Source organism: Bacteroidota bacterium (genome assembly GCA_017303975.1).
Classification (GTDB): Bacteria; Bacteroidota; Bacteroidia; order JAFLBG01; family JAFLBG01; genus JAFLBG01.
Genome location: JAFLBG010000017.1, coordinates 25450 through 46656, shown reverse-complemented (window position 1 = coordinate 46656; position 21207 = coordinate 25450). Strand labels below are relative to the sequence as shown.

Annotated in this window: 22 protein-coding genes; 8 read left to right on the top strand and 14 right to left on the bottom strand. The window is 34.8% G+C overall.

Translation table 11 applies throughout. The features are described 5' to 3' along the window. Nucleotides 1-35: 35 nt before the first annotated feature. The 4 genes from J0M08_07595 to J0M08_07580 are packed head-to-tail and all read right to left on the bottom strand — an operon-like array spanning nt 36 to nt 5295. Entirely contained in the window at nt 36-2657 is a 2622-nt protein-coding gene (locus tag J0M08_07595) for a DNA gyrase/topoisomerase IV subunit A (protein MBN8702912.1), read from the bottom strand. Between the two features lie 17 nt (nt 2658-2674). Next, nucleotides 2675-3145 carry an HIT family protein gene (locus J0M08_07590; GenBank protein ID MBN8702911.1) on the bottom strand — a complete coding sequence of 157 codons (471 nt, stop codon included), beginning with the start codon at nt 3143-3145 and terminating at the stop codon, nt 2675-2677. Between the two features lie 39 nt (nt 3146-3184). Then, nucleotides 3185-5038: a type IIA DNA topoisomerase subunit B gene (locus tag J0M08_07585; GenBank protein ID MBN8702910.1), complete on the bottom strand. Its 1854-nt coding sequence runs from the start codon at nt 5036-5038 to the stop codon at nt 3185-3187. 53 nt (nt 5039-5091) lie between these two features. Then, nucleotides 5092-5295 carry a hypothetical protein gene (locus J0M08_07580; GenBank protein ID MBN8702909.1) on the bottom strand — a complete coding sequence of 68 codons (204 nt, stop codon included), beginning with the start codon at nt 5293-5295 and terminating at the stop codon, nt 5092-5094. Between the two features lie 170 nt (nt 5296-5465). Between J0M08_07580 and crtI the strand changes: the two genes are divergently transcribed. Together crtI and J0M08_07570 are read left to right on the top strand one after the other, a co-directional pair. Further along, the gene (gene crtI / locus J0M08_07575) at nt 5466-6959 is read left to right on the top strand and encodes a phytoene desaturase (GenBank protein MBN8702908.1); all 1494 of its coding nucleotides are present in this window, start codon (nt 5466-5468) and stop codon (nt 6957-6959) included. Between the two features lie 6 nt (nt 6960-6965). Then, on the top strand, nt 6966-7808 hold the full coding sequence (locus tag J0M08_07570) for a phytoene/squalene synthase family protein (protein MBN8702907.1): 843 nt from the start codon (nt 6966-6968) through the stop codon (nt 7806-7808). Nucleotides 7809-7914: 106 nt separating this feature from the next. Here the strand turns inward: J0M08_07570 and J0M08_07565 are convergent, their stop codons facing one another. The 4 genes from J0M08_07565 to J0M08_07550 form a co-directional block, all read right to left on the bottom strand. Continuing rightward, nucleotides 7915-8208: a hypothetical protein gene (locus J0M08_07565; GenBank protein ID MBN8702906.1), complete on the bottom strand. Its 294-nt coding sequence runs from the start codon at nt 8206-8208 to the stop codon at nt 7915-7917. Between the two features lie 84 nt (nt 8209-8292). Continuing rightward, nucleotides 8293-8949 carry a phosphatidylserine decarboxylase family protein gene (locus tag J0M08_07560; protein ID MBN8702905.1) on the bottom strand — a complete coding sequence of 219 codons (657 nt, stop codon included), beginning with the start codon at nt 8947-8949 and terminating at the stop codon, nt 8293-8295. Nucleotides 8950-9008: 59 nt separating this feature from the next. Then, nucleotides 9009-11078: a tungsten formylmethanofuran dehydrogenase gene (locus J0M08_07555; protein MBN8702904.1), complete on the bottom strand. Its 2070-nt coding sequence runs from the start codon at nt 11076-11078 to the stop codon at nt 9009-9011. A gap of 92 nt (nt 11079-11170) precedes the next feature. Then, on the bottom strand, nt 11171-11695 hold the full coding sequence (locus J0M08_07550; GenBank protein ID MBN8702903.1) for a hypothetical protein: 525 nt from the start codon (nt 11693-11695) through the stop codon (nt 11171-11173). 173 nt (nt 11696-11868) lie between these two features. Here J0M08_07550 and pcaF point away from each other — a divergent pair, with 173 nt between their 5' ends. Genes pcaF through maf form a run of 6 tightly spaced genes read left to right on the top strand, consistent with a single transcriptional unit; the run spans nt 11869 to nt 16372 of the window. Further along, complete coding sequence (gene pcaF, locus J0M08_07545; GenBank protein ID MBN8702902.1) at nt 11869-13074, top strand: 3-oxoadipyl-CoA thiolase; 1206 nt, start codon at nt 11869-11871, stop codon at nt 13072-13074. Between the two features lies 1 nt (nt 13075). Then, nucleotides 13076-13459: a RidA family protein gene (locus tag J0M08_07540; GenBank protein ID MBN8702901.1), complete on the top strand. Its 384-nt coding sequence runs from the start codon at nt 13076-13078 to the stop codon at nt 13457-13459. A gap of 37 nt (nt 13460-13496) precedes the next feature. Continuing rightward, on the top strand, nt 13497-14258 hold the full coding sequence (locus J0M08_07535) for an enoyl-CoA hydratase/isomerase family protein (GenBank protein ID MBN8702900.1): 762 nt from the start codon (nt 13497-13499) through the stop codon (nt 14256-14258). 6 nt (nt 14259-14264) lie between these two features. Then, a complete protein-coding gene (locus J0M08_07530) occupies nt 14265-14768 on the top strand; it encodes an HAD hydrolase family protein (protein ID MBN8702899.1) in 504 nt (167 codons plus the stop codon). Between the two features lie 3 nt (nt 14769-14771). Further along, nucleotides 14772-15773, top strand: a complete 1002-nt coding sequence (locus J0M08_07525) for a geranylgeranylglycerol-phosphate geranylgeranyltransferase (protein ID MBN8702898.1) — start codon at nt 14772-14774, stop codon at nt 15771-15773. Between the two features lie 8 nt (nt 15774-15781). Continuing rightward, nucleotides 15782-16372, top strand: a complete 591-nt coding sequence (maf, locus tag J0M08_07520; protein ID MBN8702897.1) for a septum formation protein Maf — start codon at nt 15782-15784, stop codon at nt 16370-16372. Here maf and J0M08_07515 read toward each other — a convergent pair. The 6 genes from J0M08_07515 to J0M08_07490 all read right to left on the bottom strand — a co-directional run bounded on the left by J0M08_07515 (nt 16369) and on the right by J0M08_07490 (nt 21093). Further along, nucleotides 16369-17502 carry a hypothetical protein gene (locus tag J0M08_07515; protein ID MBN8702896.1) on the bottom strand — a complete coding sequence of 378 codons (1134 nt, stop codon included), beginning with the start codon at nt 17500-17502 and terminating at the stop codon, nt 16369-16371. The genes maf and J0M08_07515 overlap by 4 nt on opposite strands. 1 nt (nt 17503) lies before the next feature. Further along, nucleotides 17504-17944 (bottom strand): hypothetical protein, encoded by a 441-nt coding sequence (locus J0M08_07510; GenBank protein MBN8702895.1) that lies wholly within the window; start codon nt 17942-17944, stop codon nt 17504-17506. Further along, nucleotides 17934-18593 (bottom strand): hypothetical protein, encoded by a 660-nt coding sequence (locus tag J0M08_07505; protein MBN8702894.1) that lies wholly within the window; start codon nt 18591-18593, stop codon nt 17934-17936. Before J0M08_07505 ends, J0M08_07510 begins: the two co-directional genes overlap by 11 nt. A 95-nt stretch (nt 18594-18688) precedes the next feature. Continuing rightward, nucleotides 18689-19240 carry a sigma-70 family RNA polymerase sigma factor gene (locus J0M08_07500; protein ID MBN8702893.1) on the bottom strand — a complete coding sequence of 184 codons (552 nt, stop codon included), beginning with the start codon at nt 19238-19240 and terminating at the stop codon, nt 18689-18691. 85 nt (nt 19241-19325) lie between these two features. Further along, a complete protein-coding gene (locus tag J0M08_07495) occupies nt 19326-20285 on the bottom strand; it encodes a transketolase family protein (protein MBN8702892.1) in 960 nt (319 codons plus the stop codon). Between the two features lie 31 nt (nt 20286-20316). Beyond that, nucleotides 20317-21093 carry an enoyl-CoA hydratase/isomerase family protein gene (locus J0M08_07490; GenBank protein ID MBN8702891.1) on the bottom strand — a complete coding sequence of 259 codons (777 nt, stop codon included), beginning with the start codon at nt 21091-21093 and terminating at the stop codon, nt 20317-20319. Nucleotides 21094-21207: the final 114 nt, after the last annotated feature.

Sequence of the window (21207 nt, the reverse complement as noted above, 5' to 3'; positions counted from 1 at the left end):
CTTCGTCCACAATTTTTTGGGATAGTTTTACGCCATTATAAATTCATACTAATTTGCTCAGAATTACTACCTCCTGGTTTTTTATCAGAATCATTTGCTTTTCGAAGCTTTTCCATTGGAGATAATTCGTCATCTTCAAAATCATCTGTAGTTGAACCTTTTAGAGGCATAAGGCTTGTTAAGTCAACTTGTTTTATTTTGTTATTAGACAGCTTGTTCCCCTTTGCTTTTAATCCTTTTACTTCAATAAATTCGGACAATACAATTTTTTCGCTTGGTATTTCTTTGTCCTTTACTTTGGCAAATTTCACTTCAACAGTAGGAGCAATATGTGTAGTAGCAATTTCAAGGTAAGAGCCTTCTGCTTCTGAAATAAATAATACTTTCTTATCAGTTGGTTCAATTAGGAATCGTTTTACAAAATATGTTTTTGCTTCTCCATCAAAATAAATTGCTGTTACAGGTTGTTTAGGATAAAATTTTTCGATTAAAACAATGTCATCGTCAAAATGAGTAGAGAGATCGAAGCCGGTAAGTTTGTAGTTGCCGGATTGAGTAATTGTTAAAATTTTATCTTCAGGCAAAAATTCTCCAAGGTAAATTCCTCTTGCATCGGTATTTAAGCGATGTACAGAATCGTCAAACCAAATTTTAATTGCAGAAATAACTGCTTTGCCTTTTTGTTTTAAGACAACTTTTTTTACAGCGTATTTAGTTACAATATTCCCAACAGAATCGCGCCCTTTAACAGCTAGCTCTGCAAAGTTTACATCCAAATCTAGTTTTCTAACTCCTGCAACAGGTTTTAGTTGCACATTAACTAATTCGGCTTCTCCATTTGGATTTGCAGTAAAATAAATTATCTGAGAGTCGTCTGTACCTTTTGTTAAGTTGTATTCTTTGTCTCTTGTAACACCGGAAACTGTAAAGCGCTTCATCATTGTTAATCCATTCTTTCCATCTCTGTACATGAGGTTGTAAATTGTATTTGTGTCGTTTTTTTTAAAAACATTTACATACAAAATGTCTTTACCCACAAATGTTTTTTCAGAAATTTTAACAACCTTCATTACTCCGTCTTTTCTAAAGACAATTACATCATCTAGATCAGAACAATCTACCACAAATTCATCTTTACGTAACGAAGTGCCTATAAATCCTTCTTCTCTGTTTACATAAAGCTTTACGTTGGCAATAGCTACTCGTGTAGCTACAATAGTATCAAATGTTTTTATTTCTGTTTTGCGTTCGCGTCCTTCTCCATATTTCTTTTTCAGATTTTTGAAATACTCTATTGCAAATTCAACTAGGTTAGCTAAGTGCTGATTTACTTGCTCCAATCTTGCCTCCAATTCTTTCATTACATCGTCTGCTTTAATGCTGTCGAAACGAGTAATACGTATCATTGGTATTTTTGTAAGCTTGTCTAAATCTTCATCAGCAATGTCTCTAATTAGTTTGCGTTTATGAGGCTTAAAACATTCATAGAGGTATTCGAATAATTCTTTTTTGTCGGAATATTTTTTAAAGTCGATGTACTTTTCCTCCTTGATAAATATTTTTTCAAGAGAAGAGAAATGCCATTGTTCTTGTAATTCAGATTTTTCAATTTCTAATTCACTTTTAAGAAGCTGAAGTGTTCTATCTGTAGATACTTTTAAAATCTCGTTAACTCCAACAAAGCGAGGTTTATCATTTTCAATAATACATGCATTTGGGGATATGGATATTTCACAATCTGTAAATGCATAAAGAGCATCAATCGTTTTGTCTATATCTGTACCCGGGATAAGATGTATTAGTATTTCAACATTTTCAGAAGTATTGTCTTCAACTTTTTTTATTTTTATTTTTCCTTTATCGTTGGCAGCAACAATACTATCAATAACAGATGTGGTTGTAGTAGAAAAAGGAATTTCAGTAATTACCAAGTTCTTTTTGTCAACTTGGCTTATTTTGGCTCTAATACGTATTTTTCCACCTCTCAATCCATCGTTATAGTCGGTAAAGTCAGCCATCCCGCCCGTTAAAAAGTCAGGTTGAATATTAGTCTTTTTCCCTTTAAGGATATTTATTGATGCATCGATTAACTCATTGAAATTATGCGGTAAAATTTTACAAGCTAATCCAACTGCGATTCCTTCAACACCTTGTGCCAATAGCAAAGGAAATTTAATTGGTAAGGCTATTGGTTCTTTGTTTCTTCCATCATAACTAGATTGCCAAACAGTTGTTTTAGGATTAAAGGCTACTTCTAACGCAAATTTAGATAAGCGAGCTTCTATATAACGTGGAGCAGCTGCGCTATCTCCTGTTAGTATATTTCCCCAGTTACCTTGAGTATCAATAAGAAGATCTTTTTGCCCTATTTGCACCATAGCATCACCAATAGAAGCATCTCCGTGTGGATGATACTTCATCGTATGCCCAATTACGTTGGCAACTTTGTTGTAACGACCATCTTCCAATTCCCACAATGAATGCAATAGTCTTCGCTGTACTGGTTTTAGTCCATCGTCAACATAAGGTACAGCACGTTCTAAAATTACATAGGATGCATAATCTAAAAACCAATTTTTATACATACCATTTAGGTGTATGATATTATGGTTTTCGTTTGTATTGTTTTCTTCTGAATTGTTAGTTAATTCTGACATATACTAAATAAGGTCAATTAATTATTTTGTCTAATTTGTTCTGCAATTATTTTTAATTCTGCATCGTCTGCTTTATCGCAATCGTGGGAAGATACATAGCCTTCATATTGTGTAAAATATTTTTTATTTGAAGAGTTGATAGGTTTCCATGTTGTCATATCTCCGGTGCCGTGCAACGGAATTAGCTTGGTGTGCACGTGGTCGACCCCAAATCCTTCTGTGATCATAGCTGTACGACCAACATTTTCAAATGATTTGTCAAGCAGTTTTCCTACTTTTTTGGTTGCAAGTATTAGTTCTGTTAAAACGGTATCTGGTAAATCGAAGCAATAACTGGAATAATGTTGTTTTGGAATAACAACCGTAAAGCCCTTAGTGTTAGGAAAAATAGATAAAAAAGCCAAATGCTTTTCATCTTCCCAAACTTTATAGGAGGGAACTTCTCCCGCAGCTATTTTACAAAATATACAATCAGCAATTTTTTTCATCTTCAAATTTTCAAATCACTACATTACCTAATTCTCTAATTAAATAGAATCTTCTACCAAGTCCATTTCTACTTTTAAATTATCAATAATAAAATCTTGGCGTTCTGGTGTGTTTTTACCCATGTAGTAGCTAAGCAATTCTGAGATGGTGGTTTCCTTTCCAATAATTACAGGTTCCAAGCGAATATCCTTTCCAATGAAATTCTTAAACTCATCAGGCGATATTTCTCCAAGTCCCTTAAATCGGGTTATTTCAGGTTTTGTGCCAAGTTTTTGAATTGCTCTTTGGCGCTCTTCATCGGAGTAACAATAAATGGTTTCTTTTTTATTACGAACCCTAAATAAAGGAGTTTGTAAAATGTATAAATGCCCATTTTTTACCAAGTCAGGAAAAAATTGCAAAAAGAAGGTTAGTAATAGTAAACGAATGTGCATACCATCCACATCGGCATCAGTTGCTAAAATTACATTGTTATAACGTAAGTTTTCTAGTCCGTCTTCTATGTTTAGTGCACTTTGCAATAAATTAAATTCTTCGTTTTCGTATACTACTTTTTTGGTAAGTCCGAAGGCGTTAAGAGGTTTACCTTTTAAGCTAAATACAGCTTGTGTATTTACATCGCGTACTTTTGTAATAGACCCACTAGCTGAATCACCTTCACAAATGAATAAACTTGTTTCTAGACGTCTATCGTGGTTGGTATCGTAATGAACTCTGCAATCACGTAGCTTTCTATTGTGTAGTGATGCTTTTTTTGCTCTGTCTCTTGCTAGCTTTTGTATGCCCGAAAGCTCTTTCCTTTCGCGTTCAGATTGAAGGATTTTTGCTAATAGGTTTTGTGCTAATTCGGGGTGCTTATGTAAATAATTATCTAGTTCTTGTTTTAAAAAATCGCCAATAAAAGCTTTTACACTAGGTCCTTTGGGCCCAACATCCTGCGAGCCAAGCTTTGTTTTTGTTTGCGATTCAAAAACCGGTTCTTGAACTTTTATACTTACAGCCGCAATAATTGATGTTCTAATGTCAACTGCCTCAAAGTCTTTCTTGTAAAAATCCCGAATAGTTTTTACAACTGCCTCTCTAAAAGCAGCTTGGTGTGTTCCGCCTTGTGTAGTATGCGCTCCATTTACAAAAGAATAATACTCTTCTCCATACTGCGTTTCTGCGTGGGTCATTGCAACCTCTATATCATTACCACTAAGATGTATTGGTTGATATAATACCGGACCACTCAAATTTTGATTTAACAAATCCAGCAATCCGTTTTTTGAAATAAATTCGTTGCCATTGAAAATAAGCTTTAGTCCTACGTTTAAGTATGCGTAGTTCCAAAGCATTTTTTCTACATATTCATTTATGTAGTGATACTTGCCAAATATTTTTTCGTCAGGAATAAAGGACACAAAAGTTCCTTCCTTATCATTTGAGCTAGTTAATTTAGATTCTTTAAGTAGATTGCCAATATTAAATTCTGCAGATTTGGTTTTACCTTCTCTAAAAGATTGAACAGTAAAAGCACTAGACAAAGCATTTACAGCTTTCGTACCCACACCGTTTAATCCTACCGATTTTTTAAATGCCTCTGAGTCATATTTAGCTCCAGTATTAATCTTAGAAACTACATCGACTACTTTTCCTAACGGAATTCCTCGACCGTAATCGCGCACTGTTACTAGTTTATCTTTAATGGTAATGTCAATGACTTTTCCATTGCCCATTACAAACTCGTCAATACAGTTATCTATAACCTCTTTAAGTAGTATATAAATACCGTCATCAGGCGAAGAGCCATCTCCTAATTTTCCTATGTACATACCAGGGCGTAAGCGTATATGCTCATTCCACTCAAGGGTCTTAATACTGTCTTCGTTGTATTTTACTTTATCTGACATAATAAATAACTGAAATTCTAAATAGTAATATCTAAATTCTAAATTGGTAAAAATTATTTTTTCCTCTTAGGAAAAAGAGCATAAAACTCAACATAGCCACATTTAGTGCATATTTTTGGCACAAGTGGGTAGGTGTGCTCCATAAATGTTTCTATTTCAAGAGGGGCTGCCGACTCCCCCAAAAATCGATCCCATGATTTTCCAGTAATTTGCGCCCCAACACATTTAGGGCATTTTGATGTAGTTTTTGTTGCCATAATTGCCAGTAATATATTAATAAAAGCTGATGTTTCGTAAAAGTAAGGAATTGAACTTTATTTTTTCAATGCTAATAGATATGGTTTTTTGTTTTATAATTTATAATAAATGTTAAACGTAATTGCTTTTTATGGTTTAATATACTATATTTGTTTAATTATATTTAATAATGGTTAAACAAAATAATTTAGAAAAGAGAACGGCTATTGTAATAGGAGCAGGTTTTGCGGGTTTGTCTGCTGCTTGCCATTTAGCAAAAGAAGGTTTTTCTGTAACTATTTTGGAAAAGAATAATCAAGCAGGAGGCAGAGCTAGAAAATTTATAACAAATGGGTTTACGTTTGATATGGGACCAAGTTGGTATTGGATGCCGGATGTTTTTGAGTCATTTTTTAACTCATTTGGAAAAAAAGTAAGCGATTATTATCAACTTGAACGTTTATCTCCTTCCTACAGAGTTTTCTTTTCAGACAATGATCATGTTGATGTTCCTGCGGATTTAGATGGATTATACAATTTATTTGAGGCAACAGAGAAAGGGGCAGGGAATAAGTTACGTGATTTTTTAAAAGAAGCCGCCTATAAGTATGATGTAGGTATTAATGATTTGGTTTATAAACCAGGTGAATCTATATCAGAATTTATTGATAAAAGAGTTTTGTCGGGTGTTTTTCGTTTGCATATTTTTCAGTCGTTTCATGATTATGTTAGAAAATACTTTTCTAACCCCAAGCTCATTCAGCTATTAGAATTTCCGGTGCTTTTTCTAGGGGCGCAGCCCAAAGATATTCCCGCATTGTATAGTTTAATGAATTATGCTGATATGTCGCTTGGTACTTGGTATCCTAAAGGAGGAATGCATAAAATAGTAGAGGGGATGGTAAGTTTGGCTAAAGAATTAGGTGTACAAATTAAGTTGTCTGAAACTGTTTCAAAAATAAATACCGAAAGTAGGCGAGTTGCTTCTGTTACAACAGATAAGGGAAGTTATGTGTGTGATGTACTTGTTGGTGGTGCAGACTATCATCATGTTGAGCAGCATTTGCTTGAAAAGGACAGCAGGTCATATACGCCAGAATATTGGGATAAGCGGAAACTAGCTCCTTCGTGTGTTATATTTTATTTAGGTGTAAATAAGCAACTAGATAATTTACTTCACCATAATTTGTTTTTCGACACAAACTTTGATATTCATTCTAAAGATATTTACGACAAGCCTAAATGGCCTGATAACCCATTGTTTTATGTTTCCGCTCCATCTAAAACAGATTCAACTGTTGCGCCAGAGGGATGTGAAAATTTATTCATTTTGATTCCTGTTGCCCCCGGATTGATTGATACGGTAGAGGTGCGAGAGAGTTTGTTTGAAAAAGTAATTGCTCGCATGGAGAAAAAAACAGGAGAACGAATAAAAGAAAATATTGTTTATAGGAAAGATTACGCATTTACTGACTTTGTAAAAGATTACAATGCCTTTAAAGGAAATGCGTATGGACTGTCTAATACACTTTGGCAAACAGCAAATTTAAAACCCAAATTAAAAAGCAAAAAACTTAAGAACTTATATTTTACCGGGCAGTTAACTGTTCCGGGGCCAGGAGTTCCTCCCGCTCTTATTTCGGGGAAAGTTGCAGCTACTCAAATAATAAAAGACTTTAATTAAATTTTTATGGCAACAAAAGCATTGTTTGATAAAATATCTTACAAAACCAGTAAGCTTACGACATTAAGCTACAGTACATCTTTTTCAATGGGTATTAAATTTCTGAGCAAAAGATTTCATGAACCGATTTTTAATATTTATGGCTTTGTTCGATTTGCAGATGAAATAGTAGATACGTTTCATGAGTACGATAAGGCAGATTTATTGCAATCGTTTAGGTTAGATACCTATAAAGCAATAAAGCAAGGTATCAGCCTTAATCCAATACTAAATAGTTTTCAGAAAACAGTAAACGAGTATTCTATTGATTTGAGTTTAATAGATACTTTTTTGGATAGTATGGAGATGGATTTGAATAAAAAATCGTACACAAAAGATGCATATGATAAATATATTCTTGGCTCGGCAGAAGTAGTTGGATTAATGTGCTTAAAGGTTTTTTGCGAGGGTTGCGAAACTCAGTACAATCAGTTGAAAGATTATGCTATGAGCTTAGGCTCTGCTTTTCAGAAAATTAATTTTTTAAGAGATTTGAAGCAAGATACAATTGATTTAGATAGAGCATATTTTCCGGGAATTGATATTACAAAATTTGACGAAGAAACGAAACGTGCAATTGAAAAAGATATTGAGGCTGATTTTGACGAGGGGTATAAAGGAATTTTACTTCTTCCAAAAAGTTCACGATTTGGGGTTTATTTGGCATATGTATATTTCCGTTCCTTGTTTAACAAAATAAAACGGGTAAAGCCAGAAAGGGTTATGACAGAGCGAATAAGAATACCAAATTCCGAAAAAGTTATGTTATTACTTAATTCGTATGTAAGACATAATTTCAATTTATTATAAATCTATTCGTAAAATGTACGGAGAATGATTTAAGGGAATAGTATAGTATAAAACACGAGAGGCTGCCCTATTGGAGCAGCCTCTCGTGTTTTATAAGAATTAAATGTTATTCAGCTTTTTTCTCTTCTGTTTTTGCAGGAGCAGCTTCTGCTGATTTATTTTTGCAACATGCTTTTTTCTCACCTTTGCTACAAGATTTTTCGTCTTTAGCGCAAGCTTTTCCGTTTGCATCTTTAGCACAAGCTTTTTTATCGCCTTTTTTGCAGCAATCTTTCTTTTTGTCTTTTTTGTCATCATGATTAACAACAGTAGCTTTTGTTCCAAAGCTAGCAGCAATCATATTAGATGATGTAGCACCAACAATTCCTGCGAATGCTAACAATAAAAATAATTTTTTCATAATGGTATGTTTTAGTTTAGTTATATACTTACAACAAATGTACCAAATTAATACCCAAATAACAATATTGTTTACTGATAGTTATCAGACCTCAGCAATAATTGTTTCTCCGCCAATAGTTTTTTGATTCAACTCCACTTTGATTTTTGCAGTCAATGGAAGATATAAATCAACACGAGAACCAAATTTGATAAAGCCAAATTCACTTCCCTGCATCGCTGTATCATTTTCTTTAGCATAATAAACAATTCTTCTGGCTAAGGCACCCGCAATTTGGCGGAATAATATTTCGTAGCCTTTGGTATGTTTAACAGCAATACTGGTTCTTTCGTTTTCAGTTGAAGATTTTGGATGCCATGCAACAAGATATTTTCCCGGATGATATTTTGCATAACTCACTGTGCCTGAAATAGGATATCTATTTACATGCACATTAATGGGCGACATAAATATAGAAACTTGAATACACTTGGTTTTTAAATATTCTGTTTCAGTAGTTTCTTCAATTACTACCACTTTTCCATCTGCCGGAGCAATAATTGCATTTGAATTTTGAATAGTATTTCGTTTCGGATTTCTAAAAAATTGAAGTACAGTAATAAGTAAAAATAAACTGACTAAAACAGATATAATATGCACAATACCACTGTTGGGAAATGCATACAGTGTTGTTCCGTTAAGTAGCGCTATAAATAAAACTGTTATTGCAATGGTTGGAAATCCTTCTTTATGAATGTACATAGTAAAATATTTTGGCAAATATAATGGATAGTTGCTAATTCTGCATCAAAGGATTTGAGTTAGTACAGAAGTAAACTCTCTATAACACTAGTTAGCTTATTGGCATTGGGAAGCATGGTAGCTTCTAGTGTTGAGTTTAGTGGTATTGCAGGCATGTTTTCCGCACCTATGGTTGTTACAGGAGCATCTAAATAACTAAAACATACTTCCGAAATATTTCCTGCTAATGCTTGGGCAAAACTATTGTTAAGAGTTTCTTCTGAAAGAACAATACATCTTCCATGTTTTTTTACGGAGTTAAATACAGTATCTGTATCTAGTGGATTTAATGTGCGTAAGTCAATAATTTCAACTCTGTTTGTAAAATTGGCACTGGCTGTTTTCGCCCAATAAACGCCCATTCCATAGGTAATTATTGTGAGGGTGGTATTATCTTTTGTTGGCTCAACAGATTGAACTATTCTGGCCTTTCCAAAGGGAACAATATAATCTTCATCCGGTTCTATCGTTTTGGCATCTTCTGTCCCTTTTATTTTAGACCAATACAAGCCCTTGTGCTCAAATATCACAACCGGATTAGGGTCATAATATGCAGCTTTCAAAAGCCCTTTCAAATCGGCACCAGTAGAAGGATAGGCAATTTTAATGCCTTTTATGTTTGCCACAACGCTTTCTACACTGGAGGAGTGATAAGGCCCGCCACTACCATAAGCACCTATGGGTACTCTTAAAATCATACTTACCGGCCATTTGCCATTTGACAAATAACATGATCTGCTAACTTCTGTAAAAAGTTGGTTAAGTCCCGGCCATATGTAATCTGCAAATTGAACTTCCACAATTGGTTTTAGTCCAACTGCAGACATTCCAACAGTACTTCCAACAATAAATGCTTCTTGAATTGGGGTGTTAAATACTCTATCGTCTCCAAATTTTTGAGCCAAGGTGGCTGCTTCTCTAAAAACGCCACCTAATCTAGCTCCTACGTCTTGTCCATACAACAAACATTCTTTGTGTTTGTGCATAAGCTCTTGAATAGCAAATAGAGCACAATCTACCATTACTGTTTTTTCTCTATTAGAAGGGATACGATTTCCTTTTTCTTCTGTAATTGGAGTTGGTGCAAAATCGTGTGTGAATAAGTCTTCCGGCTTTGGATCTTCTGCGTTTAATGCTTTTTCGTATTCAGCTTGAACGTATTTTGAAACTTCGGTTTCTATTTTATTTAGCTGAAAGTTTTCAATTCCAGCAACGAGCAATTGATTTTTTAATTTTGGGTAAGGGTCTCTTTTAGCTGCTTCAACTAGGTCGTCTCGGTACCATTCTTTGCGCACACCGGATGTATGATGATTTAATAATGGAACTTTTGCGTGCACCAAAACCGGTCTGCGTTCGTTTCTAATAATAGAAATGGCTTCAGCAATCGTTTCGAACGATTTTATAAAATCTGTACCGTCAATTGTTTTTACTTCTAGTCCTTTAAATCCTTTGGCATATTCGGTAGCATCCATCGAACGAATTTCTCTTGCATGAGCCGATATATCCCATTCGTTGTCTTGTACTAAGTATAAGATTGGTAATTTTCTAAGAACAGCCATTTGAAATGCCTCCGCAACCTCGCCCTCTGTAATAGAGGCATCTCCGAGTGAACAAACGGCAATAGCCTTGTCTGGTCCTGTATATTCAGGTATTCCTAATTTTTCACGGTATTGAATTCCCATTGCAATGCCAGTGGTTGGTATTGCTTGCATCCCTGTAGCTGAGCTTTGATGGGGAATTTTGGGCATATTGTCCCTTTTCAAACTAGGGTGACTGTAATATGTTCGTCCACCAGAAAATGGGTCGTCTCGTTTTGCTAATAGTTGCAACATTAATTCGTATGGTTGCATTCCAATAGCTAGTAATATGCTGTCGTCTCGGTAATAGGCAGATAAATAATCTTGGGGTTTTAATTGCATCCCAAGTGCCAGTTGTATTGCTTCGTGTCCTCGAGAAGTTGCGTGAACGTACTTTGCAGTAATTTCTTTATTTTGTTCGTACAACTCCGCCATGGTTTTGGCTGTGCACATAAGCTCGAATGCTTTTACTAAAATATCGTTTGTTACTACTTTTTTTTCTTTGTTAAGCATGCTTATTGTACTCACAGAAATTAATTATACCGGGGTTAAAAAAATCGGGCCCAATCAATAGACTGAGCCCTTTAAAAATAAGGAATATTTTTTTATTTAGCTGTTGAAATGTTTTTAAGAACTCCCATGTAGTTATCATCCACTTTTCCATCGCCTTCCCAATCAACAACACCAGATAGTTCAACTGTTCCTTCATTTGAAAAAGCTACTTTGTAAAATGTAGAAACGATATCAGGTTGTTTTTGATTCATTACTAATGTATCATTTACAATATACCAGTTACCAGAACCTCCATTAATCATTTCATCTTTTAGATTTCTGTATTCGGTGTTAAATGTTCCATCTTCAGTAAAGGACATTTTAATAGGTTTCGTTTTTAATACATCTGCCCAATTTTGCTCGTTTACATCTACAATACCCGTTGAGTCTGTGTTTCGTGCAGTATTCACAGTTACTTTTAATACGGTATTTTGCCACTCTCCAACCAATTGTTTTTGAGGGTCTAATTGTTGCGTTTGAGTAGTATCTGCGGTAGTAGTTTGTTCTTCATTTTTATTCCCATTTTTGCAAGAATACAAAAACAGTACGCTTGATATAATGAATAAGGCTTTTTTCATTTTTGTAAAATTTGATTTATAACCATACAAATGTATATTTTTTAGTGAATTATGCAACAAATATGGATGGTAAAGTCAAATTTGCTTTGCTTTTTTTATGTAGTAAGTAATTCATTTGTATTACTTTTAATCCAAGTATTTCTAATTTATTAGTTATTTATAATTTGTTGATTATGAACCAAGCATATATCATTGACGGTATTAGAACTCCGATTGGAAATTTTGCAGGTACGCTTTCTACCATTCGTACGGACGATTTGGCTGCACTTGTATTAAAAGAACTTACCAACAGAAATAAATCGGTTGATTGGGCAGATGTAGGAGATGTGATTATGGGATGTGCAAATCAATCGGGAGAAGATAATAGAAACGTGGCTCGAATGGCGCTTCTATTAGCAGGGTTGCCATTTTCTATTCCGGGAGAGACCGTTAATAGATTATGTGCGTCAGGATTGTCTGCTGTTGTAGCCGCAAGTAGAGCCATTCAAGTTGGCGATGCAGATTTGATGATTGCCGGTGGAGTAGAAAATATGACAAGAGGACCTTGGGTTATGTCTAAAACATCTACTCCTTTTGGCAGAGATGCGCAGTTGTTTGACAGTAGCTTTGGATGGCGTTTTGTAAATCCTATAATGAAAGAAAAATACGGTGTTGATGCCATGGGAGAAACGGCCGAGAATTTAAATGATATTCACAAAATATCCAGAGAAGATCAAGATAAGTTTGCACTTGCTAGTCAACAAAAGGCTACTAGGGCAGTAAAATCGGGTAGATTAGCCAAGGAAATTGTTCCTGTTTCTATTCCTCAAAAGAAAGGAGAGCCTAAAATTTTTGCTTTTGATGAGTTTATTAAACAAGACACCTCGATGGAGGGACTTTCAAAGCTAAAACCTTCGTTTAGAAAAGAGGGAAGTGTTACAGCGGGCAATGCATCCGGATTGAATGATGGAGCCGCTGCGGTTTTGTTAGCATCGGAAAGAGGAGTGAAAAAATATAATTTAATACCTAAAGCAAAAATTATTTCATCTGCCGCAGTAGGTGTAGAGCCCCGTATAATGGGCATAGGTCCTGTCGAGGCAGCAAACAAGGCAATTGCAAAAGCGGGGTTATCATGGAAGGATATTGACATTATAGAGTTAAATGAAGCATTTGCAGCCCAATCGTTGGCGTGTATTCGCTGTTGGGGATTAAAAGATGACGATGCGCGTATTAATCCTAATGGAGGCGCTATTGCCATTGGGCATCCACTTGGAATGAGTGGAGCTCGTATTTTAAATTCAGCCGCCATAGAATTACACGAGCAAAATAAAAAATATGCGCTTGTAACTATGTGTATTGGCGTGGGTCAGGGGTATGCTGTTGTAATTGAGAAAGTATAGTATGAGACAGAATATTTCATCTGGAGCAAAATGGGAAGAAATAGTTGGCTATAGCAGGGCAGTGCGTGTTGGCAATCTTATAGAGGTGTCAGGCACCACTGCAGTAGATGAAGATGGTAATGTAGTAGGCGAAAACGATTATTATACGCAAACTAAATTTATTCTTAAAAAGATCAAATCTGCTATAGAGCAAGCTGAGGGTAAAATGGAAAATATACTTAGAACAAGGATTTTTGTAAAAGATATTACAGCGTGGCAAGAGGTAGCAAAAGCTCATTTAGAGTTTTTTAAAGATATAAAACCTTCAACTTCTATGGTTGAAGTTAGTGCCTTGATTGATAAAAAATTGCTAGTAGAAATTGAAGCTACGGCAATTATTTCTTAAATAAACTAAACTAAACTAAACTAAAACTGTATTAAGTATGGAAGCGTTCGTAAAGACACAGATTAGAAATTCAATAGCCACAATTACATTTTTTCATCCTCAAAGTAATTCGCTGCCGGGAGCTATCTTGCAAGAGTTGTCGCAACATATTGCAAAAGCCGGAGAAGACAGCAATGTTCGTGTTATTGTATTAAAAAGTGAAGGAGACAAAGCGTTTTGTGCAGGAGCTTCTTTTGATGAGCTTGTTTCAATAAGCAGCATGGAGCAGGGGAAAAAATTCTTTTCAGGCTTTGCTTCTGTTATTAATTCTATTAGAAAAGCGCCAAAATTTGTAATTGCTCGTGTTCAGGGAAAAGCTGTAGGTGGGGGAGTGGGAATAGCTAGTGCAGCGGACTATACGTTGGCACATGATTCTGCTTCAGTAAAACTAAGTGAACTAGCTGTAGGTATTGGCCCATTTGTTGTTGGACCGGCAGTAGAGCGAAAAGTTGGTAAGTCTGCATTCACAGCCATGTCAATTAATGCAACGGAATGGTTTTCCGCTGAATGGGCTAAAGAAAAGGGATTGTATATTAATACATTTCAAACACTAGAAGAATTGGATGCTGCAGTGATTGGTTTAGCTGAAAAGCTTTCTAACTCAAGTCCTGAAGCAATGAGCCAATTAAAGAGCGTTTTTTGGGAGGGAACAGAAAACTGGGATTCATTATTACTTGAACGTGCACAAATGAGTGGAACTCTTGTTTTGTCGGAGTTTACTAGAAATGCAATAGCTAAATTTAAAACAGGAGCTAGGTAGTTTGATATGGCAAACTTTAAAGAAAAACTCAATAAAATAAAGGCATTTGCATTTGATTTTGATGGGGTGCTTACAAATGGCACTATTACTCTTATGCCTGATGGGGAGCACATAAGAACTGTGAATGCAAAAGATGGATATGCTATGCATCAAGCCGTGAGTAAGGGTTATAAAATTACGCTTATTACAAGAGCATCTTCAGAGCATATCAAACTACACTTGAAAGAGGTTGGGATTACCGATATTTATTTGAAATCATTTGATAAACTGGAATCACTAACCGATTTTGTTTTTTCTAATCATATTGATTTTGAAGAGGTGTTGTATATGGGAGATGATGTGCCAGACATGGAATGTATGCAAAAATGTGGGGCTTCAACTTGCCCTGCTGATGCGGTGCATGAAGTAAGGGCAATATGTGATTACACCTCGCCATTCAAAGGAGGCGAAGGTTGTGTAAGAGATGTGATTGAGCAAGTTTTGCGGTTGCATAATAAATGGGTAAATTAAAGCATGGTATTTTCATTTCTTAAACTTATACGTTGGCCAAATTTGTTGATTATTGCGTTTACTCAATACGCAATTAGATGGGGTGTTATTTATCCTGTTTTGCATTACGTAAACTCCGTTTTGCATCAATTGTATCCCGACATTGTACGCGAAACTCTTATTTCTATGCAATTGAGTGAGTTTAACTTTTTTTTAATTGTATTTTCCACTGTGTTGATTGCAGCTGCAGGTTATATTATAAACGATTATTTTGACGTAAAACTCGATAGAATAAATAAACCCGATGATGTATTAATTGATGTGAAAATTTCTCGTAGAGCTGCTATTATGTGGCACTGGGTTTTAAACATTTCAGCCCTTTTAATTGCACTCTATTTAGGCTTTTTAACAAATACGTGGAAAATAGTTGGACTTATCTATTTTATGTGTGCCAGCGGATTATGGTTTTATTCAACAACATTTAAAAAGCAATTTTTAATAGGTAATGTTTTAGTTGCCTTATTTACTGCGCTTGTTCCAATTTTGGTAGGACTTTTTGAAATTCCATTGCTACTTAAAAAGTACGGCTATCTGTTTATACAGACAGGTATTGATATATCATTTATGTATAAAGCCATTATCGCTTTTTCGTTTTTTGCATTCTTAACTACACTTATTCGAGAACTGATAAAAGATGTGCAAGATATAGAGGGAGATAAGGCTTATGGTTGTGAGACTTTGCCTATAAAGTGGGGAATAAAGAAAGCTAAGTTGGTACTTTATAGTTTATGTGTTGTAACTATTGGATGTATTGGATACCTGATGAAATCGCAATATGCAGACGGAGCTGTTTTGTCTTTTTATTATTTACTTTTTGCAGTTCAAGTTCCTCTTTTTGTATTGATTGTAAGTGTTTTTAGAAGTGTTGAATATAAAAGCTTTTGGCTTCCTTCCTTAATTACAAAAGTAATTATGTTTTTGGGGGTTATGTATTCAGCGGTAATTTATATAAGTTTTGTAAAATAATTTAATCGATGAACGCAACGAATCCTCTTTTGCAAAAAGGATATAAATATGTTTTAGCTTCAAAATCGCCTCGCAGACAATATTTGCTAAAAGAGCTTGGTGTTGATTTTGAAATTCGTACCAAAGATGTTGATGAATCATTCCCCGTTAATTTATGTGCAGAAGAAATTCCACTTTATTTAAGCAAAAAGAAAGCAGATGCATTTAGGGATGAATTAGGTAATGATGAAGTGATAATTACATCGGATACTATAGTGTGGATTAATGGTAAAGCGCTAAATAAGCCCGAGTCATTTGAGGAAGCCAAGTATATGCTTCAAACATTATCCGGAAAAATGCATGAAGTATTTACCGGAGTTACTATTCAATCGAAGCACAAGCAAAAAAGTTTTTACGCTTGCACTAAAGTTTTTTTTAAAACACTTACTGAGCAAGAAATTACTTTTTATGTAGAAACCTACAAACCTTATGATAAAGCGGGTAGTTACGGTGCACAAGAATGGATTGGGTTAATTGGCGTAGAACGTATAGATGGTTCTTACTTTAATGTAATGGGATTGCCTGTTAAAGAATTATACGAAGAGTTAATTCGTTTTTAGTAGATATCCTGCATTTCAATTAAGTCTGCAACGTCCTTATATTTTATTTTTCTAATTTCTTTCTCTTTTAATTTTCGGGGTATTTCAGAACCAATTACATCATTGTTGTCAGTTGGGTCAATTTGCGAGTTTATGTCTAACGCATCATACATTGTGAAGTTATTATATACTTTTTTAGTTTTCCCAAAGCGTAAGGTAAGTCCTACGTTTACAAATAAGCTAGGTTCTATCTTAGATCTTAAAAAGGGTTTAACAATTCCCTTTTTATTTGTACTATAACCAAACGAAGAGACAGCTACTTGCCTGTTTCTTGCAATGCCACTTCCAAAAAAGAAAGATAAATTTGTTGTAGGAATAAAAAAGAAATTGAAGCCGGAGGTTAGCTCGTAACGGGCAAACTGAATCGTTTTTTCATTTGCATTATAGAGTGTATCTATGTTACTAATTGTATATAATCCGCCTGTTGGTTTGGTAAACAAGCTAAACGAAACATAGTTATTTACCGGAATTATCAACGAAATATTTCTAGGTAATGTTAAATTCAAATGAATACCATCCAATGCTCCAAATCTAAACCCAATAATTGGAAGCCTGTATCGATTCCCGAATAAAAATGTTTTGGTAATTCCAAAACGATAACTAAAATTTTTATTTACAGTGCGGTTGAAAATTAAAACAGATGCATACCTAAGTTCTCCTTTGTTGTCGATATTATTATAAACCATAAATGGAGAAAAGTTGTAAAACCATGTATTCTTTTTGCCTGTATTATAAATAGCCCTTAAGCCAATACTGATTTTTGAAAACTGATAATGGGTAGGAAGGTTAGAAATGTATGGCGTGCCGATAAAATAGTTTCCAACTGCCAATAAATGGAAGTTTTTAATGGTTACGGAATCTTTCTCAAAATAATCTTTTGTAAGTAGAGGAATAATAAATCCGCTGCTTACGCTTGAAAAACCATAGCTTCCGATTTGTTTGTTGTTTGACTGTTTGTTGGGTGTAGAGTAATAATTAGAGTAGAAAGTATTTTTAAAATAATGTTTAGGTATCTTGGCATTTGTTGAATCATTTGCAGATAAACGACCTGTGAATACAACAACAAGAATTAATAAAAAAGCTCTACTCATTTTATTTTTCTTTTAGTTGTTTTAATAATTCTCTTTTAAAATCATCCTCTGCTTTATAAAGTAGCGCAATTTTTTTTGAAGATAAAATGAGTTTAAGCTTTTTGTGAAGTTCTTTTTGTAAGTCCAAATCTTTTTGTTTTAAAAGTATATCATCATCAATCATTGCTTCTATTTCTTTATCGGGCATGCCTTCGTAGCTATCTTTTAAATTCTTTCTATTTTGGCGTTGTACAATTTTCAAATCTTCTCGTTTTTGTTGGTACTCATTGTACAAAGGCCAAAACTGCTGTGCTTCTTTGCTAGTTAAATCAATGCGTTTAGTAATGAAGGCTACTTTTAATGATTCTATTCTTTCTTTGCCATTGCCTTGTTGAGCATGGAGTAGCCCTGTACAAAGCAGCAAAATAAGCGTGATTAGAATAAGTGTATTTTTATAATTCATTTGCAATCGTATTAATATCAATTGTAGATTCTGCCAAGTATTCTGTTATTTCATCTGTATTAGCATTTGCGTCTGCAAAAGCGGTCGAGATAGCATCAATATCGCTTTCCTCTATTAAAAGTGCTTCTTCAATTTCGGAGTTATCTGTATAATTTTCTATAGAAGTTTTATCAGCAGATAACAGTGTGTTATTATTAGTTTCGTTTTTAGTTAAATTGGTTGCGCTGTAAAATCCTAATAACAAAACGATAACGAATGTTGCAGGTGCAAAAATTTTGGGCGACAGTAGTTGTTGCAGCCAATTCCATAGACTAAATGACGATGTTTGTGCTCCAATAAGTTGCTGTATTCTAGTTGGCAGCTCATCAAAATAATAGGCCGGTACTTCGAATGTTTTTTCATTTTTAAGCTCTTCTAGTTTAATAGAAGTAGTTAGAAAATCGGGGAGTTTTTGAAAATAACCATCAGGTACTTGAAGTTCCGTTTTATCTAATTGTGGTATGCTGGTCTGCGCAATAGTAATTTCGGTAAGTTGCGAAAAATAATTTTCCGGAGTAAGAAATGCATTTGTTTTAGGAATACTAAATAGAGTAGGAGCATACCTTTCTAGGTTATCAAAATCTTCCGGTATGTTTTTATTTAGCTCCATTAGTTTTTGTCTTATTCATATCCCTTTATTCTTGTAAAAAAAAGGAATGAAAGATTGATTATTATGTGTTTTAGACTGATTTATTTACAAAAGGTTTAATCTATATTCGTAACATATTCTTCTATTTTTTTTACTGCATGGTGATATGACGCTTTTAGCGCACCAACAGAGGTGTCTAGCACTTCTGCCATGTCTTCGTACTTCATTTCATCGTAGTATTTCATGTTAAATACAATTCGTTGCTTTTCCGGAAGTTTTAGAATGGCTAATTGCAATTTTTTCTGAATTTCATCTCCCTTAAAAAAGTGGTCGTCTTCCAAGTTTTTGGCTAACGCAGCTTCTGTTCCGTCTAACGAAACGAACATCCTAGTTTTTTTTTGATTTAGAAAAGTGATGGATTCGTTGGTGGCAATTCGGTACAACCAAGTATATAATTGCGAGTCTTCTTTAAAGTTATCTAGCCCTTTCCATACTTTAATAAATGTGTTTTGTACCACATCATCTGCATCATCATGGCTAATTACAATTCTGCGAATATGCCAATAAACACGCTGTTGGTATTTGCGCACCAGTAAATTAAAGGCATAGTGCCTGGTATCTTGATTTCTGAATTTAGTTAAGAGTTCTTTGTCTTCGGAATCAAGCATTCGTTATTTGTATTCAATTGAAGAGTTCTGTCAATTATATGCGATTTGACAAAACAAAACAGAAAAGGTTTAATCTGATAATAAATTATTTCGCTTTTCTAGAAATTGCTTTTAATGCAGCATCTACAATATTAGTAGTGTCCAAGCCATATTTTTTCATTAATTGGTCGGGCGTGCCACTTTCTCCAAAACTATCGTTTACAGCTACCATTTCTATTGGAGTAGGTTTTTCTAATGCCAAATACTGAGCAACACTATCACCTAAACCTCCGTTGCGCTGGTGTTCTTCGGCAGTAACAACGCACTTTGTTTTTAAAACAGATTTTAAAATGGATACTGTATCTAAAGGTTTTATGGTATGAATATTAATAATTTCAGCAGAAATTCCTTTTTCTGCTAATATTTCTCCTGCTTCAATTGCTTTCCAAACCAAATGACCGGTTGCAAAAATCGTAACATCCGTTCCTTCGTTTAGCATAATAGCTTTTCCGATTTCAAATTTTTGGTCGGCAGGTGTAAAATTTGGAATTGTAGGTCGCCCAAAACGTAAATAAACCGGGCCAACATGGTGCAAAAGAGCCATGGTGGCTGCTTTTGTTTGGTTGTAATCGCAAGGATTTATAACTGTCATTCCCGGCAACATTTTCATCATTCCAATATCTTCTAGTATTTGGTGTGTAGCTCCATCCTCGCCTAATGTAAGTCCGGCATGCGATGCGCATATTTTTACGTTCTTCCCTGAATAAGCTATAGATTGGCGTATTTGATCATACACACGTCCTGTAGAAAAATTAGCAAAAGTACCGGTAAATGGTATTTTGCCACCAATAGTCATTCCTGCAGCCATTCCCATCATATTAGCTTCGGCAATTCCAACCTGAAAAAATCGATTAGGAAATTCTTTTTGAAAAGCGTCCATTTTTAGAGATCCGGTTAAATCGGCACAAAGTGCTACCACACGTTCATCTTTTTTTCCTATTTCTAAAAGCCCGGCACCAAAGCCCGAGCGAGTGTCTTTTTTTTCTGTGTAAGGGAATTTTTTCACTGTATAATTAGGTTTTGATTAATAGATTTAATTATTCGCCTTTAAAATTAGGTTCTCGTTTTTCTAAAAATGCATTTATTGCTTCTTTGCTATCTGCAGTCAGTCCTGCCTCAACTTGAGCAAATGCTTCTTGATTTAGTTGTTCGTTAAGCGTGTTATTAAAAGATTGATTCAAAAGTTTTTTTGTTAATGCCAAGCCTTTTGTTGGCATATTGCTAAGTTTAGTTGCTAGTGCTAACGATTCTGTTTCTAGTTGGTTTTCATCAATGGATTTGTAAATTAAACCTAACTCAACAGCTTCGGATGCCGAAATTTTTTCAGCTAAAAAAGTCATTGCTGTTGCTTTTTGTAAGCCAACTAATCGTGGTAAGAAAAAAGTTCCACCGCTATCGGGAATTAAGCCAATTTTACTGAAAGATTGTATGAATGAAGCTGTGGATGATGCCATTACTAAGTCGCATGCAAATGCAATATTAGCACCGGCTCCTGCAGCAACACCATTTACGGCACATACAACAGGTTTTTCTAACGCACGTATTTTTAATACTATTGGATTGTAATGTTCTCTAACAAATTTTTCGATTGTTGCCGCATCCATGTTGGTGGCTTCAGCCAAATCTTGCCCTGCACAAAATGCTTTGCCCGAGCCGGTTAGTAATATAGCTCGAACAGTTTTGTCAGCAGCCGCTTTGTCTAGTTCCTGCTGCAATGCCAACGCCATTTCTCTATTAAAGCTGTTGGCTTTATCAGGTCTATTTAGGCTAATTTTCAAGACTTTATTGATGTGTTGACTTGTAATGACAGACATAGAAAATTCTTTTTTATAAACGCAGCTCAAATTACGTATTTTTGAAAGCTATTCAAAATAAGTGAAGGGTAGAAAGCAATTAAAAGTTGGGTGCAAATTAGTTGTAAAGATAGT

What these genes read in the sequence shown, in the direction of transcription:
- J0M08_07590 (MBN8702911.1), bottom strand. Translation starts at nt 3,145, where the DNA reads ATGAAAAAAATTGCTGATTGTATATTTTGTAAAATAGCTGCGGGAGAA.
- J0M08_07535 (MBN8702900.1), top strand. Translation starts at nt 13,497, where the DNA reads ATGGAAGCGTTCGTAAAGACACAGATTAGAAATTCAATAGCCACAATT.
- maf (MBN8702897.1), top strand. Translation starts at nt 15,782, where the DNA reads ATGAACGCAACGAATCCTCTTTTGCAAAAAGGATATAAATATGTTTTA.
- J0M08_07570 (MBN8702907.1), top strand. Translation starts at nt 6,966, where the DNA reads ATGGCAACAAAAGCATTGTTTGATAAAATATCTTACAAAACCAGTAAG.
- J0M08_07515 (MBN8702896.1), bottom strand. Translation starts at nt 17,502, where the DNA reads ATGAGTAGAGCTTTTTTATTAATTCTTGTTGTTGTATTCACAGGTCGT.
- J0M08_07540 (MBN8702901.1), top strand. Translation starts at nt 13,076, where the DNA reads ATGAGACAGAATATTTCATCTGGAGCAAAATGGGAAGAAATAGTTGGC.
- J0M08_07560 (MBN8702905.1), bottom strand. Translation starts at nt 8,949, where the DNA reads ATGTACATTCATAAAGAAGGATTTCCAACCATTGCAATAACAGTTTTA.
- J0M08_07530 (MBN8702899.1), top strand. Translation starts at nt 14,265, where the DNA reads ATGGCAAACTTTAAAGAAAAACTCAATAAAATAAAGGCATTTGCATTT.
- J0M08_07585 (MBN8702910.1), bottom strand. Translation starts at nt 5,038, where the DNA reads ATGTCAGATAAAGTAAAATACAACGAAGACAGTATTAAGACCCTTGAG.
- J0M08_07490 (MBN8702891.1), bottom strand. Translation starts at nt 21,093, where the DNA reads ATGTCTGTCATTACAAGTCAACACATCAATAAAGTCTTGAAAATTAGC.
- J0M08_07500 (MBN8702893.1), bottom strand. Translation starts at nt 19,240, where the DNA reads ATGCTTGATTCCGAAGACAAAGAACTCTTAACTAAATTCAGAAATCAA.
- J0M08_07550 (MBN8702903.1), bottom strand. Translation starts at nt 11,695, where the DNA reads ATGAAAAAAGCCTTATTCATTATATCAAGCGTACTGTTTTTGTATTCT.
- pcaF (MBN8702902.1), top strand. Translation starts at nt 11,869, where the DNA reads ATGAACCAAGCATATATCATTGACGGTATTAGAACTCCGATTGGAAAT.
- J0M08_07595 (MBN8702912.1), bottom strand. Translation starts at nt 2,657, where the DNA reads ATGTCAGAATTAACTAACAATTCAGAAGAAAACAATACAAACGAAAAC.
- crtI (MBN8702908.1), top strand. Translation starts at nt 5,466, where the DNA reads ATGGTTAAACAAAATAATTTAGAAAAGAGAACGGCTATTGTAATAGGA.
- J0M08_07555 (MBN8702904.1), bottom strand. Translation starts at nt 11,078, where the DNA reads ATGCTTAACAAAGAAAAAAAAGTAGTAACAAACGATATTTTAGTAAAA.
- J0M08_07525 (MBN8702898.1), top strand. Translation starts at nt 14,772, where the DNA reads ATGGTATTTTCATTTCTTAAACTTATACGTTGGCCAAATTTGTTGATT.
- J0M08_07565 (MBN8702906.1), bottom strand. Translation starts at nt 8,208, where the DNA reads ATGAAAAAATTATTTTTATTGTTAGCATTCGCAGGAATTGTTGGTGCT.
- J0M08_07580 (MBN8702909.1), bottom strand. Translation starts at nt 5,295, where the DNA reads ATGGCAACAAAAACTACATCAAAATGCCCTAAATGTGTTGGGGCGCAA.
- J0M08_07510 (MBN8702895.1), bottom strand. Translation starts at nt 17,944, where the DNA reads ATGAATTATAAAAATACACTTATTCTAATCACGCTTATTTTGCTGCTT.
- J0M08_07505 (MBN8702894.1), bottom strand. Translation starts at nt 18,593, where the DNA reads ATGGAGCTAAATAAAAACATACCGGAAGATTTTGATAACCTAGAAAGG.